The sequence below is a fragment of the Alteromonas sp. P256 genome, assembly GCF_036864455.1.
Classification (GTDB): Bacteria; Pseudomonadota; Gammaproteobacteria; order Enterobacterales; family Alteromonadaceae; genus Alteromonas.
In genome coordinates, this window is sequence record NZ_JAZETM010000003.1 from 401201 (window position 1) to 416457 (window position 15257).

At 44.8% G+C, this 15257-nt stretch carries 8 protein-coding genes; all 8 read right to left on the bottom strand.

Annotated elements, in window-relative coordinates; genetic code table 11:
- Window positions 1-5: 5 nt before the first annotated feature.
- Entirely contained in the window at window positions 6-1946 is a 1941-nt protein-coding gene (uup, locus tag V7R39_RS07475) for an ATP-binding cassette ATPase Uup (protein ID WP_334029750.1), read from the bottom strand.
- Window positions 1943-2176: a glutaredoxin family protein gene (locus V7R39_RS07480; RefSeq protein ID WP_334029863.1), complete on the bottom strand. Its 234-nt coding sequence runs from the start codon at window positions 2174-2176 to the stop codon at window positions 1943-1945. The genes uup and V7R39_RS07480 overlap by 4 nt, the downstream gene beginning before the upstream one ends.
- Entirely contained in the window at window positions 2173-4269 is a 2097-nt protein-coding gene (gene rlmKL / locus V7R39_RS07485) for a bifunctional 23S rRNA (guanine(2069)-N(7))-methyltransferase RlmK/23S rRNA (guanine(2445)-N(2))-methyltransferase RlmL (RefSeq protein WP_334029752.1), read from the bottom strand. Before rlmKL ends, V7R39_RS07480 begins: the two co-directional genes overlap by 4 nt.
- A 62-nt stretch (window positions 4270-4331) precedes the next feature.
- Window positions 4332-5339 carry a quinone-dependent dihydroorotate dehydrogenase gene (pyrD, locus tag V7R39_RS07490; protein WP_334029754.1) on the bottom strand — a complete coding sequence of 336 codons (1008 nt, stop codon included), beginning with the start codon at window positions 5337-5339 and terminating at the stop codon, window positions 4332-4334.
- 71 nt (window positions 5340-5410) lie between these two features.
- Window positions 5411-10249 (bottom strand): NAD-glutamate dehydrogenase, encoded by a 4839-nt coding sequence (locus tag V7R39_RS07495; protein WP_334029755.1) that lies wholly within the window; start codon window positions 10247-10249, stop codon window positions 5411-5413.
- 174 nt (window positions 10250-10423) lie between these two features.
- A complete protein-coding gene (locus tag V7R39_RS07500; RefSeq protein WP_334029757.1) occupies window positions 10424-12742 on the bottom strand; it encodes an efflux RND transporter permease subunit in 2319 nt (772 codons plus the stop codon).
- A 15-nt stretch (window positions 12743-12757) separates the two neighbouring features.
- Window positions 12758-13804 carry a WD40/YVTN/BNR-like repeat-containing protein gene (locus V7R39_RS07505; protein WP_334029759.1) on the bottom strand — a complete coding sequence of 349 codons (1047 nt, stop codon included), beginning with the start codon at window positions 13802-13804 and terminating at the stop codon, window positions 12758-12760.
- 79 nt (window positions 13805-13883) lie between these two features.
- The gene (locus V7R39_RS07510; RefSeq protein WP_334029761.1) at window positions 13884-15251 is read right to left on the bottom strand and encodes a DUF1329 domain-containing protein; all 1368 of its coding nucleotides are present in this window, start codon (window positions 15249-15251) and stop codon (window positions 13884-13886) included.
- Between the last annotated feature and the right edge of the window lie 6 nt (window positions 15252-15257).

The window sequence follows — 15257 nt, forward strand, 5'->3', positions numbered from 1 at the left end:
CCTATTTACTGCTGATTATCTTCCAGCATACTTTCTAATTCATCCCAGCGCGCATATTTCTGGGACAACAATAATTCTTGGTCTGCCAAAAGCGCGAGGGCTTTTGCAGTGGTGTCACTGTCTTTTTTGAAGAATTCAGGGTCATTTACCTGTTCTTGCATTACTTCTAGCTCGGCCTCAAGACTTTCTAGCTCTGCGGGAAGTGATTCCAGTTCACGTTGGTCTTTGTATGATAACTTTTTAGCCTTGCGGGGTGAAGGCTTAGCACTAGGACTATCTGAACTTGGATTAGTTTCATTCCTAGACCTAGCTTTTTCTTCTTTTTCAACCTGAAGGCGTTTTTCCTGCTGCCCTTTATACCAGCTTTCAACGTCAGTGAAACCCCCAATAAACTCTCGGAGTCTTCCCTCACCTTCAAATACTAGACTGCTATTTGCTACATTATCCACAAATTCCCTATCGTGGCTCACAAGTAACACGGTACCTGTATATTCGTTAAGCAGGGTTTCTAACATTTCCAGCGTTTCAACATCCAGATCGTTAGTCGGTTCATCGAGAACCAATAAGTTACTGGGTTTAAGCATAAGCTTTGCCAGCATCAGTCTATTTTTTTCTCCACCAGAAAGGGACTTCACTGGCGCATTTACGCGCTCTGGCGTAAAGAGATAATCTTGCAGATAACTGATTACGTGTCTGGGGTGGCCATTAACCATTAAATCTCGTTTGCCATCGCCTACAGCGTCAATCACTGTCTGCTCTAAGTCAAGACCATGCCTGTGCTGGTCGAAGTACGCGACTTCTAAATTTGTACCTCGCTTGCAGGTACCACTGTTTGCTTCTAGCTCGCCTAACAGCAATTTGATGAGCGTACTTTTACCACTGCCGTTAGGGCCGATAAGCGCTAGCTTGTCGCCTCTTAGTACATTCAGGTTTAATTCTTTAACAATGCAAAGCTCACCAATGTTGTATGAAAGGTTTTCAACTTCAAAAACTACTTTTCCAGAGCGAGCCCCTTGATGCTGACTTACCACTGCGCTTCCTTGCACTGCGCGGCGCGCCTTGCGTTCATCACGTAATTTTTTAAGTGCTCTTACGCGACCCTCATTCCTTGTACGACGGGCTTTGATACCCTGTCGTATCCACACTTCTTCTTGCGCCAGTTTTTTATCAAACTCAGCGTTTTGCGAAGCTTCGACTTCAAGGTCGTGCTGTTTCTTCTCTAAATAGGTTTCGTAATTGCCTGGATAGCTGGTGATGCCGCCACGATCTAAGTCAATAATACGGGTGGCCATGGAACGAATAAATGCCCGGTCATGACTGACAAACACAATCGCACCATTGTAATTGCTCAGGCTTGATTCTAGCCACTTGATCATTTCAATGTCTAAGTGGTTTGTCGGTTCATCAAGGAGCAATAGATCTGGCGAACGTACAAGTGCTCTCGCCAGCGCCGCTTTTCTTCTCCAACCACCGGAAAGCGTAGATAACGACGTTTCTGGCTCAAGTTTAAGCATGGTGAGGGTTTGTTCAATTTGTTGTTCAAACTGCCAAGCATCACGTGCTTCTAAGGTTTCTTGTAGACGCTGTAATTTGTTGAGATTGGCTTCACTGGGATCTTCACCAACCAATCGGGTTTGATGGAAATAGTCTTTAAGCGTCTCGCCAATGTCAGATAATCCCTCTGCCACGTAATCAAACAAGGTGACGTCTGTGGTTTGCGGCGGGTCTTGCTCTAAACGAGCGATTACTGTGTTGTTTTCAATAATTCGCTGGCCATCGTCGGCAATGATGTCACCAGAGATAACCTTCATTAACGTTGATTTCCCACTGCCATTTCGACCCACGAGGCACACCCTTTCCTTCGGCTTTACAACAAGTTCGATACCGTCTAATAGCGGCGGGTTTCCATAAATAACCGTAATGTTTTTTAACTGCAAAATACTCACTGCAGAAATGCCTCCAGGTCGGCACTGTCAAAAGGCCAACCGATTTCTTTGTTTGTGTCTTCCCGTTTTAATACGGGAATGCGTGCACCGTAGTGATGATAAAGGTCGGTGCTGTCTCTTATATTTACTTTCTCTACTGTTAGCGACGAAAACATGCTGGTTTTCGCAAGCTCGACGTCAGCTAAGTCACATAAACTGCACTGGGGGCCGGTATAAAACACTATCTTCACGACTGTAATGTCCAGCACTGATGAATTTTACCCTTTCTGGCAAAGTCTTCAGGAATGGTCTTTGTCGTAATATTTTCAATACCAAAACCAAGGGCTTCAAGGGCTTGCGTATCAAGTTTAAACCCGCGCTTATTATTGGAAAAAATAACCGTGCCGTTGTCATTTAAGCAGGCTTTTGCCCGTGTCAGCATATCCACATGGTCGCGCTGAACGTCCCATGTATTACTCATGCGCTTGGAATTAGAAAACGAAGGTGGGTCGATAAATATCAGGTCGTATTTGCCTTTGTGGTCGGCCAACCAGGTTGTACAATCAGCCTGAACAAAGGCGTGAGGCCCATCAAGCTTATTAAGCGCTACATTCTTCTTTGCCCAGTCTAAATAGGTGTTCGACATATCCACGGTGGTGACTGATTTAGCGCCGCCTTTTGCCGCAAACACAGACACGCTGCCCGTGTAAGAAAACAGATTAAGTACGTCTTTGCCCTTGGCCATATTCATAACAATCTGGCGGGTATCGCGGTGGTCTAAGAACAAACCGGTATCTAAGTAATCTGTCAGGTTGACTAAGAAACGTGCGCCGTTCTCATACACTTCCATCATATCGCCAGACTGATTAAATTTTTCGTATTGCTTGGTGCCTTTTTGCTGGCTACGCACTTTTAACACAATGTTTTTAGGCGCAATGCCCGTTACTGCGGGTAAATGCAATAGCACTTCTTGAAGGCGTCTGCGCGCCTTTTCTTCTGACACTGTTTTAGGGGGAGCGTACTCTTGTACCACTAACCAATCGCCATACTTATCCACGGCCACGTTGTAGTCAGGCAAGTCAGCGTCATACATGCGATAGCAGTTTGTATCTGCGTTCTTTAGCCACGGCTTAAGCTTTTTAAGATTTTTCTTAAGGCGATTAGCAAATTCATGGTTACCGGTGTCTTCGCTAAACTGAACGGTATTTTCTTCGTTTAATTCATAATTAGCTAAACGACACTCTAGCTTACCGTTATTCATTGCGTAGTCTTTGCTCGCGCGCAGCTTAAGTACTCGCAATAAGTCTCGGTTACTGCTTAAAAGGGATACATGCCAGCCTTTCCACGCTTCTTTAAAGCGCTTGCCCCATTCACTGAATAACGGAATGAGTGACGTCAGTTCCCCTAATCGCTCACCGTAAGGCGGGTTTGACACAATGTACCCTGGTGTAGCGATAGGTGGGGAAGATTTAGTGGCATCTTGCTGACTAAAGCCAATATCGTTGTAAACCCCCGCAAAATCAGCATTGGCTTTTGCGATTGAAATCATTTTACGGCTAAAGTCGGCAGCGTAGATTCCGCTAGTTGAAGGCTTTTGATTGTCTAAGGCGTCATCAACAAGGTTGTCCCACATATTCTCTTCGTGACCTAACCACTTGGTGAAACCCCAGTATGAACGTTTGATCCCCGGGGCGATATTACGCGCGATATACGCAGCCTCAATAGCGATAGTGCCCGAGCCGCACATTAAATCGACCAATGGCGCGTCGGTGTTTTCAGTCCAACCGCTTCGCATCAGCATGGCGCAAGCAATATGCTCTTTAAGTGGCGCATCACCGGTTTCTTGGCGGTAAGCTCGTTGATGCAAGCTCGCCCCTGCTAAATCTATTCCGATAATTACGTTGTCACGTTGCAAGCGTGCATAAACAGAAATATCAGGATGTCTGCGTTCAACAGACGGCCTCGCCAAGCCTTCTTCCACAAACGTATCAACAATGGCATCTTTAATTCGAACAGCCCCAAACTGGGTGTTCTTGATCGCAAAGTTGGTACCCACAAATTGAACAGACAGGGTATGCCTAGAGTCCATTTGCATCTGCCAATCTACGGTCATTGCCGTATCGTAAAGGCTTTCGGCATTATTCGCTTTACCCGATGCTAAAACCCAAATTACTCGGTTAGCCAGTCGCGACCATAAGCAAAGTTTATAGGCGTCTTCTTTAGAGCCCTCGAACTGAAGCATACCAGGAGCCTGCTTTATTTGTGCCTCAGGGCATAAAGTCAGCACTTCTTGTTTAAGTAGTTCGTCGAGACCGCGGCTGGTTGTAACCAGAATTGTATTCATTCATTTACCTGTAACTGGCGCACGACATTAGCACGTGCGCACTTTATGAGAGATCGGGGGTATTATAACGCGTTTACGATACGTTTAACGAGCGATGGACCTTGATAAATAAAGGCCGAATATAATTGAACCAGTGATGCACCAGCATCTAAACGTGCTTGGGCTGACTCAGGAGAGTCTATGCCTCCTACGCCGATAATAGGCATAGATTTGTCCAATGCTTTATCTAATTTCTTCGTCACTTGTAAACTCATGTCAGTCATCACTGAACCGCTGAGGCCACCCATTTCATCCGCATGGGCTAAACCTTGCACCGCATCACGAGAAAGGGTTGTATTAGTGGCAATGACGCCATCCATTTTGCTGTTCATCAAAGACACCGCAATACTGCTTATTTCTTCATCGCTCAAATCAGGGGCGATTTTAATGAACATGGGCACGTATTTACTGTGTGTCTGAGTTAGCGTTTCTTGCGCGGCTTTAAGGCCTACAAGCAATGAGTCTAACGCTTCGCCGTACTGCAGATTTCGTAGACCTGGTGTATTAGGCGACGAAATATTGATAGTGATATAGCTCGCGTACGGATAAACCTTGTTTAGGCAAATAAGGTAATCTTCTAGAGCCTTGGCGTCTTCTGTATCTTTATTTTTACCAATATTGATGCCGATGGGCCCTTTAAATTTGGCTTCTTTCACTTGTTCAACAAGGTGGTCAACACCTTTGTTGTTAAAACCCATGCGATTGATAATGGCTTGTTTTTCAGGCAGGCGAAACAAGCGTGGCTTAGGGTTACCCGGCTGTGGACGAGGCGTAACGGTGCCAATCTCAACAAAGCCAAAGCCCATGCTTGAGAATGCATCTATACAATCACCGTTTTTGTCTAACCCTGCAGCAAGGCCAACTGGGTTATCAAACCTAATTCCTGCTACCGTCACTGGTTTTGCAATAGGCGTGGTGCTGTACATCCATTTCAGCGGTGTATGTTGCGTTTTGTTCAGCCAGTTAATAGTAAGATCGTGGCTTTTTTCAGGTTCACACTGAAGTAGCAGCTTTTGCACTAAAGATTGCATGGGTATTCTAACGCTCGCTAATATAAAAAAGCCCTGATGAACAGGGCTTAAATCATTAAGGTGCGTGTATTCTAATGGTTAGACTTCACGCTTAAAAGCATCAATTCACGTAAAGCGACAGAAAACTTCGCAAATTCGTGCGTTGTGCTTGTTTTGAACTCAGACATCATGTGATACCAGCGCTTTAACAACACTTGGTTGCTGTCTATCCAGTCGTCGAGGATTTGATCGGCATCTGCAGCATCGGTGCGTGACTGCAGCAAGTTAGCAGCAATAGAGCGCTGCTGCCAATCCAACTCTTCCCTGTACGATGCACGCGCGAGTGCCTGCCAATGGTTACTTACCGCCTGATTATTTATTTGGTCAAGGAACCAATGCAGTTCCAATCTCGAACCAAGTTGATAATAAAGCTTAGCGACCACATCGGTCTCATGTTTATCAGCGTCAACAATTTGCGCCAAATCAAAACTAGAGAACATGTTCGAGAAGCTAGCCACTTGATAGGCAATATCATGGGGCACGTCTTGCTCGATATATTTCTGCGTAGCAGCCTCAAGTTGCGAATATTCACTTTCCACTAAGTAATGCTGAAGGTTCTTCGACAACAAATCGAAGGTACCGCGATAGCTTTCGATGGCGTCTTCAATAGAATGTGCTTTGTTGCCATGTCGAATATACCAACGGGCGCCTCTGCGCATAATGCGCCTTGCCTCATCAAGCATGGTTAGCTGTAGTTTGGCACAAATGACATTGTCTAAATCTTCAATACGGCCCCATAGGTCGTCCATATTAAAGATGCCGTGAACAATTGCATAGGCGTCAGCAATTTCGCTCACGCTGGCGCCGGTTTCTTCCTGTAAGCGGAAAACGAAATTCAACCCCATATCGTTAACCATATTATTGGTTAATTTAGTGGCAATAATTTCACCGCGCAGTGGATGCTGCTGCATATGTTCGTTAAAGCGACTGCGAAGCACTTCTGGGAATGCTTCTAACAACAGGCGAGCATGATAGGGGTTTTCGGTAACTTCAGGAATATTGAGCGCATCTTTCATCACCATTTTGCCGTAGGCAATCAGCACACTCAACTCTGGTCGCGTTAAACCTTGGTCTGTGGCAACGCGATCTGAAATTTCATCATCACTTGGAATAAACTCAAGCTCTCTGTTTAACTGCCCTTCTCTTTCTAAACCGTGGATAAAGCGAAGTTGCTCTTTAAGCTGTTTTACACCAGCTAATTCAGTAATCGAGATGGACTGAGTTTGACGATAGCAGTCTTTAAGCACAATGGCAGACACATCGTCAGTCATATCATAAAGCAGCTTGTTGCGTTGCTTGATTGTAAGCTCGCCGTCATTAACTAAACTATTAAGCAATATTTTGATGTTTACTTCGTTATCGGAACAATCAACGCCACCCACATTGTCGATAAAGTCGGTATTGATTCTACCGCCGTTAGCAGCGTATTCAATACGACCTAGTTGAGTAACACCGAGGTTCCCCCCCTCACCGACAATTTTCGCCTGAACGTCTTTACCGTTTACCCGTAAATCGTCGTTAGCGCGATCGCCCACCGCAGAATGCGATTCTTTAGAGCTCTTGATGTAAGTACCGATACCGCCATTCCACATTAAATCCACTGGCATCTTCAATACATTATGAATAAGCTCGTTGGGTGTCATGGTTTGTTGTCTAGTGCCTAACCATTTTTTCATTTCTGGGGTTAGCTTAATAGACTTGGCTGAGCGGTTAAATATACCACCGCCTTTTGAAATCAATTTGCTGTCGTAGTCTTCCCACGACAACCTTGGGTTTTCAAACAAGCGCTGACGCTCTTTATAGCTGTCTGCTGCATTTGGATTAGGGTCGAAGAAAATATGCAGGTGGTTAAATGCACAGATAAGCTTTGTATGCTCAGATAACAACATACCGTTACCAAATACATCACCCGCCATGTCACCTACGCCGATACAGGTGAAATCGGTAGTTTGACAATTCACGCCCATTTCGCGGAAGTGACGCTTAACAGATTCCCAACCGCCTCTGGCTGTAATACCCATTTTCTTATGGTCGTAGCCAATGCTGCCACCTGAGGCAAACGCGTCGCCTAACCAAAAGTTAAATTCTTCTGCAATGCCATTGGCAATGTCAGAGAAGGTCGCGGTTCCTTTATCTGCGGCAACAACAAGATAAGGATCGTCGTCATCCAATCTCACTACATCTTTGGGCGGTACGATTTCTCCGTTCACAATATTGTCAGTAATGTCCAGCAGGCTGGTTATGAAAATACGGTAGCAGGCTTTTCCTTCTTCTTGAATAGCTTCCCTGCCTTGCTCTACAGGAGATTTCTTACATACGAAACCACCTTTTGCACCAACCGGAACAATAACCGTATTTTTCACTTGCTGGGCTTTGACTAAACCAAGCACTTCTGTACGGAAATCTTCTTGACGGTCTGACCAACGTAAACCGCCACGGGCAACTTTACCGCCTCTAAGGTGGACACCTTCAACTCGAGGGCTATATACAAAAATTTCGTACTTAGGACGAGGTAAAGGCATGTCCGGAATAAGCTCAGGAAGCATTTTGAACGACACGTAAGACTTTTCGTTCTCAGACTCATCAAGCTGATAGAAGTTAGTACGCAGTGTGGCCGACATCATGTCTAAATAACGACGGATAATTCTGTCATCATCAAGGTTGCTCACGCCGTCTAGCTGAGACTTAATATCGGCAAGTATTGCGTCTTCTTTTTTCTTGTTACGCTTTTTCTTCGGATTAAAGCGCTGGTCGAAGAAATCTACTAACAAGCGCGCTATGTCGGTGTAGTTAGCCAGCGTATTTGCAATGTAATCGTGGCTAAATGAGCTGCCTGTTTGACGCATGTATTTTGCATAGGCACGCAGAATAGTCACTCGGCGTCCGGTGAGGTTTGCACCAAGAATTAAACGGTTAAACGCATCGTCTTCAAGAGTGTTGTACCACACTTTAGCAAACGCATCTTGGAACAGAATTTGGGCGTTTTCCATGTCGAAATGCTGCCCGCTTTTGTGCAGCATTTTGAAATCCATGATCCAGTTATGCTCACCACCTGAACACGTTATTTTATATGGGCTTTCATCAATTACGCGTAACCCAAAATTTTCCAGCATTGGCAGTACATCAGACAGATGAATGGGCTCTGCACGGTGGAACAACTTGAGCTTAACAATTTGACTCTCTGAGTCTTCTTCTTGAGGGCGATAGAACAGCATATCTAAGGTATGTTTATCGTCTAGCATCTCCAATTTACCCATGTCTACCAACGCTGCTGATGGCAGGTTATGTTCCATGTAGCTGCGAGAGAATGCATTGCTATATTTACGCTCTAATGACTTTCCAGACGCCTCGCCGTGAGATGCTGAAATAGCTGACGCAAGCCTGTCATTCCATGTTTTGGTTAGCTCGATGATATTTTGTTCTATTTCCTTCACATCAAATTCCGCATTATTATCGTTAACTCGCGCTATGTAGTGTGTTCTTGCATAAACAGATTCAGAGAAGAAGGTTGTAAACTCCACCTCTTCTGATGCGTTAAGCGACACCTTTAATAGTTCCTGCGTCTCTTTGCGCAACTGCGTGTTGTAGCGCTCTCTTGGTACAAACACCATGCACGAGAAAAAGCGACCAAAGGTATCTTTGCGTATGAATAAGCGAGAAATCCCTCGCTCCTGCATTTGGAAAATACCCATGACAATTTGAGCTAACTCCTGTGCTGGAGTTTGTAATAGCTCATCTCTTGGGTAGGTTTCTACAATGTTGACAAACGCCTTGTAGGCGTGAGTACCAGGCTCGAAGCCTGATAATGCACAGATAAGCTGAATCTTTTCGCTTAAAATTGGCAGTTCAATAACGCTTTGGTTATAAAACGATGCCGAATACAGCCCTAGAAAGCGGTGCTCACCAACCACTTGACCATTATCGTTGAAAACTTTCACGCCGATATAGTCCATATACGCAGGGCGATGAACGCGAGCCCGAGTATTGGTCTTGGTTAAAATAAGGGGGTTTTCACTTAACGCTTCACTGCGCGCTGAGGCTGGCAGCTTCGATAAAAGACGCTCGCGGTTATTGACGGAGTTCTTTAGTAAACCTAGGCTGCTATCGTTTTTAGGGATCCAGCGATGGTCACCTTCTATGGCTTTTACATCGTAATAACGGTAGCCCATCATGGTAAAGTTATGATCGCCCAACCAGTTTAGAAAGCGATTTATCTGGTCTTTTTGCTCACCGGACACGGGCCAGTTAAACGATTCGCTGGTTTTAATTACCGTGTGCAGTGTGCTGGTCATATCTTGCCAATCAGCCACGGCCAGTGATACTTCATCGACCACTGAGTGAAGCTCTTTTGTCAGTATGTCGATATCTTTTTTGGAAGTTTGACGGTCAACTTCTATAAAAATAACGGTTTCTTTTTTTGCACCTTCTAGGGTTTTGCCCTGCTCAGAAAAGCTTTCCACCTTGTTGCTGGTATCACGCTTAATGCCTATGGGGCTATGCAAAAATAAATGTGCAGTTATGTTCAGTCTATTCAGCGACATTCGAACCGAATCAACGAGGAACGGCATGTCAGACACAATCACTTCAACAATAGTGTGGCTTGAGTGCCAACCGTGTTTTGCAATTTCTGGATTAAAGACGCGTATGTGGGGCGCAGAGTTATCGAATCGTGAGAGTGCATTCCATAAACTCAGAGTTGCACCGTAAAGATCGCTGTCGTTGCGATTTTCTAAATCATCGCTTGATATGTTTTTATACAACAGACGTCCGAATTGCTGCACAAGAGACTTCTGCTTCGTATCTACTTTTTTGTCGATAAGTGCGAATACATTATCTAGCAGTACTGAGTGTCGCTGTGAGGTGACTGTCATTTGTTAACCTTTTAGTAATATCGTAAGTGCTGAAAACCTTTGTATTTTCTCTAATAAAGCGGCTTATTAAAAGCCCCTTTTTAACCTTATATTAACAGCATAGATAACTATGCAGAAAACACCTAAAAAAAGGGCCTAAAGGCCCTTTTTTTTGATTAGCTATGCAAAAATAATTTATGCACCAGGGTCATTTTTGTTCCACCAGAGGAACCTAGCCAACGCTGGTAGTACAATTATTGCACCAAGCATGTTAACAACGAACATAAACGTCAGTAATATTCCCATATCCATTTGGAATTTGAGCGATGAGAATACCCATGTGCTGACGCCAATTGCTAACGTTACCCCGGTAAAGAGCACCGCACTGCCGCGCTCTTTAAGCGCTGCAAAATAGGCTTCTTGTACCGTTGCACCCTGCTTCAACATTAGGCTTTTGGTCGATAGTATATAAATACCATAGTCCACACCTATTCCCACACCCAGTGCGATAACTGGTAAGGTAGAGACGGTGAGACCAATTTGCAGGTAGGTCATCAATGCTTGGGCCAGCACAGACACTACGTAAAGCGGTATAACAACCACTAATGTAGCGCGTATTGAACGGAAGCTGATTAAGCATAAAGCGATGACCGCACCGAATACATAGAGCATCATAGGATCTTGCGCTTCGCTAACCGCTTCGTTCGTTGCCGCCATAACACCCACCGGACCAGACGCTAAGCTAAACTTCATATCGTCAGTTTCATATTCTGTACGATAATCTTTAACCGCATCAACAACGCGAGAGATGGTTTCTGCCTTGTGATCTTCCATAAATAGAATGATAGGCATTACAGAGCAATCGCCGTTTAGAAGACCTGATGATGTAGGTACACGCGATATAGCCTGAACCAATGTTTGTTGGTTTCGTGGAATAACCTGCCACTTTACATTGCCTTCGTTGTAACCCGCATTCACAATTTTAGCGACCGACGCTAGAGAAACTGCAGACTGAACGCCTTTGGTATTCTCCATTTTCCACTGGAAGTCGTCCATGGCTTTCATGACATTGTGTGAGGTACACGCTTCCGGCGTGGTTTCTACCAAAATAGAAATGTAGTCAACGGTCACTTCGTATTTATCGGTAATTAAGAAGGTGTCTTGGTTATACCGAGAGTCTTCGTGAAGTGCTGGTGCACCGGCATGTAAATCACCGATTTTCATTTTTTGTGCTTGGAAATGACCGAACACAAATAAGATAGCGGTGATAGTTAATATAATTGCAGCGGGTTTCTTACGTGAACAAGCAGCAATCATATCCCAGAACTTACTGTTCGCCTTTTCCTTGCCAGCAAATTTTTCTACATAGCGTTCGTCAAGCTTCAAGAAGCTCATTAATACAGGAAGTAACAGTAAGTTAGTTAAAATAATAACCGCTACACCCATACTCGCTGTAATCGCTAGCTCTCGGATGATACCAATATCGATAACCAGTAGGGTCATAAAGCCAACTGTGTCAGAGAGCAATGCAATACCGCCTGGCACAAGTAAGCTTCTAAATGCTGCCATAGATGCTTTCTTGGCACCAATACCCGATACCGCCTGCTTCTCTACCGCATTTATCATTTGCACACCGTGGCTTACGCCGATGGCAAACACCAAAAACGGGACAAGTATAGACATCGGGTCCATACCAAAGCCGATAGAGGTAAGTAGCCCTAGCTGCCAGATAACGGCAATCACAGAACACAGTAATGGCAACACCGTTAACATTATGCTGCGTGAGAAGAAGTACACCATGATGGCAGTTATACCAATGGCGATAGCAAAGAATATCAGTACGTCTTTGGCACCATCGGCTACGTCACCAATCATTTTGGCAAAGCCAATGATATGAATTGACGTTTCGTCGTTTTCATATTGGCCGCGAAGCTGCTCTTCTAACTCTGCCGCAAGGGCCAGTGTATCAAGGGGTTCGCCAGTTTGAGGGTCGATATCTAGCAGTTGCGCCGTCACCATTGCACAGCTGTAATCGCTTGCAACCTGTCGCCCAACAATATTGGCTTTTTCAATGTTTGCCGCAACCAGCTCTAACGCTTCTGGGTTTGACGAGTTAAAGTCTGCAGGAATAACCGGCCCGCCAGCAAATCCGCCCTCAACGATTTCGGTAAATCGAGTGGACGGTGAAAACAGTGATATGACCAATGAGCGATTGACGCCGTTGATAAAGAAAAGTTGGTCGTGCACATTTTTCAATGTGTCGAAAAAATTCTTGTTAAAAATATCATCGTTTTTGTCACATACAGACACAAGGATATTGTTTGCACCACCAAAATCTTGGCGATGTTCAATATAGGTCTGCATGTATTCATGATTAAGAGGAATGTTTTTTTCAAAACCAGCGTCTAAACGCATTTGAGAAGCTTGATAGCCCAGAAAGACCGTTGCGATAGCGAAAAGTGCTACCACAAGCTTTCGGTTATTGAAGACTAATTTTTCGAGAAAATGGGTCATTGCTTTTATTCTGCCCTATTTTAAATTCAACGTTTTAACGCCATTCGCTGATACCGCGAGATTCAGGCCTTTGAACTGCTTAGCATTAAGAATTGCAGCTTTATCTTCAATCTGAGACACCGAAATACCTTTCCCTGGCTTGCAATCAACAGGATTTGCATAAGGATCGCGCATACTTGTAGGTATTGGTCTGTTGGCCCTCACCATTTTGCCGTTATTGCCAAGGGCATAAACAACAGAGTCTGAGCCAATAAGAATTGAATTTAGCGTACTAGTTGAACACGTTTGAATATATTCCCAAGACGATTCATTGTGATTAATGAACATGTTGCCGCGCAAACCAACTGCGAGCACTGAATTATCGTCTAATGGCTTGATATCAAAAAATGAACCGGTGTAATCAACGCTGTAGCGTTCCCACGACTTTCCCAGGTCGGTGCTTTTAGCTAATAGACCGGCTTCACCAGCAAGATACAGGGTATTGTCGTCTAGCGTAATGCGATTAATATGGGGAAGAATAGATTCCAGTTCTTGTTGATAAAAAGCTTCGTCTTCTTTTCGGATGTCTTCCAAATACTCTCTATCGTATGGGTCTAGCAAGGTTGCATGGCGTTCTGCATTCCATGTTTTCCCGCCATCTTCAGTGCGGTAAAACAAGCCGTATGCCCCTGCGGCAACGCCCTGCATTTCGTCAAAAAAGAGCACGTCGAGAAAAGGACGCTGTAAATCAGGTTGGTACTGCTGCACCTCCCACGATTCACCTTTATCTGATGAATGAATAATAACGGCGTCGTGACCTACCGCCCATATATTGTCACCGACTACGGTTGTAGCGGTAAGCGTTGACTGAGTTGGAACTCGTTTTTGTTCGAAAACGTCTCCGTTTTCAGAAATAAGTACATGACCACGTTCACCGACAATAACAACAAACTGATCAGCGTCAATATCGAGCAGAACAGACTGTTCTACCAATGGTGCCATGAATACTTCTTCAGCGATTGCAGTGCTTACGTTATTCACTGCAAAGGCGGCGGCAATGCACGCTGCAATGGTTTTTTTCATATTGAACCATTCCCCCTAATAATAATTGTCTGCAAACAAAAACGGTTGGCAAGTGCCAACCGTTTGGTGTGTAAGCCGATTAGCGCATACCTTCTCGTCGCAATGCTTGCGGCGTAAACTCAACATCTCGAGGACGTACAGTAAAGTCGTACATTTGCTCTTCGTTGTCTAAGCCGATGGCTAGGTATCTACGAGAGTTCAAATCATGGTACGAGTCAAGTGTAGACCATTGAGTTGGTACTTCGTAGTAGTTTACACCATAAGCTACTGCAACACGATACAGTTCGCCACGATTATCATACATATCAGCAACTTGAATCTGCCAGCTGTCTTCATCAATGAAGAACACACGTTTTTGATAGATATGGCGGAAGCCTTCTTTCAATGTAGCTTCAACCACCCAAACACGGTGTTTTTCCCAGCGAGTCAAATCAGGGTTAACGTGATTTGGCGTAAGAATGTTTTCATAACTTGCGTTATCAGAATGTAATGCGTAGTTGTTATACGCCACATACATTTCTTTCTTACCAATCAAGTTCCAGTCATAACGGTTTGGTGAGCCGTTAAACATATCGAAATCATCGGTAGTACGCAGGCCATCTGCCGCAGTTCCAGGTGTATCGTAAGCAATGTTTGGTGCTAGACGAACACGACGCTGTCCGGTGTTATACGTCCACGCTTTACGGGGTTCTTTAACTTGGTCAACGGTTTCGTGAACGAGCAAGGCTGTACCTGCCAAACGGGCTGGCTGAGTTACCTTTTGCTTGAACATAAACAACACGTTATCTTCCGTCAGCTGCTCTGGCGTAGCATTCTCTTCTGCGTATTTAATAAGCAGCTGCTCATCAAAGCCGATAACGTTGTAGTCACCGCTTGTTGTTACTGCTGCTTGGCCACCGTTTCGCTGCACAGCTTCCCCGCGATATCGCAGAATATGGTTCCATATCGCTTCTAGCCCATTTTGAGGGATTGGAAATGGTATCCCAATCGCAGCACCCTTAATACCATTACCGCCGTCTAAAAGCTCTGCACGAGTCGCATTTGCTTTAGTCGCGTCATAGATATCCTGCGGGTTTGAAGCAGAGCGACGTGTCGGATAAACCGGCATGCGGAACGTATCTGGGTATGTTTCAAACATTTTCATCTGCCCTTCAGACAGATACTCAGCGTACTCTTTATAATTCTTAGCGGTAATTTCAAATAATATTTTATCTTCAGGGTACGGGTCCGGATGATGGTCGCCCACTGAGTATCCTGCTGGCGCAGAGGTAATTCCCCCTGTCCAAGCGGGAATACTGCCGTCTGCATTGGCGGCAACTTCACCACCAAGAGGTGTCAACTCTTTGCCCAGCTTAGCAGCCTCGGCATCTGATATTTTCGCCATGGCATTTCCACTAGACAAAGCTAGTGACAAGGCGGCTGCAATAATTCCTACTTTTCTAATCATAAGTAC

What these genes read in the sequence shown, in the direction of transcription:
- rlmKL (WP_334029752.1), bottom strand. Translation starts at nt 4,269, where the DNA reads ATGAATACAATTCTGGTTACAACCAGCCGCGGTCTCGACGAACTACTT.
- pyrD (WP_334029754.1), bottom strand. Translation starts at nt 5,339, where the DNA reads ATGCAATCTTTAGTGCAAAAGCTGCTACTTCAGTGTGAACCTGAAAAA.
- V7R39_RS07495 (WP_334029755.1), bottom strand. Translation starts at nt 10,249, where the DNA reads ATGACAGTCACCTCACAGCGACACTCAGTACTGCTAGATAATGTATTC.
- V7R39_RS07500 (WP_334029757.1), bottom strand. Translation starts at nt 12,742, where the DNA reads ATGACCCATTTTCTCGAAAAATTAGTCTTCAATAACCGAAAGCTTGTG.
- V7R39_RS07505 (WP_334029759.1), bottom strand. Translation starts at nt 13,804, where the DNA reads ATGAAAAAAACCATTGCAGCGTGCATTGCCGCCGCCTTTGCAGTGAAT.
- V7R39_RS07510 (WP_334029761.1), bottom strand. Translation starts at nt 15,251, where the DNA reads ATGATTAGAAAAGTAGGAATTATTGCAGCCGCCTTGTCACTAGCTTTG.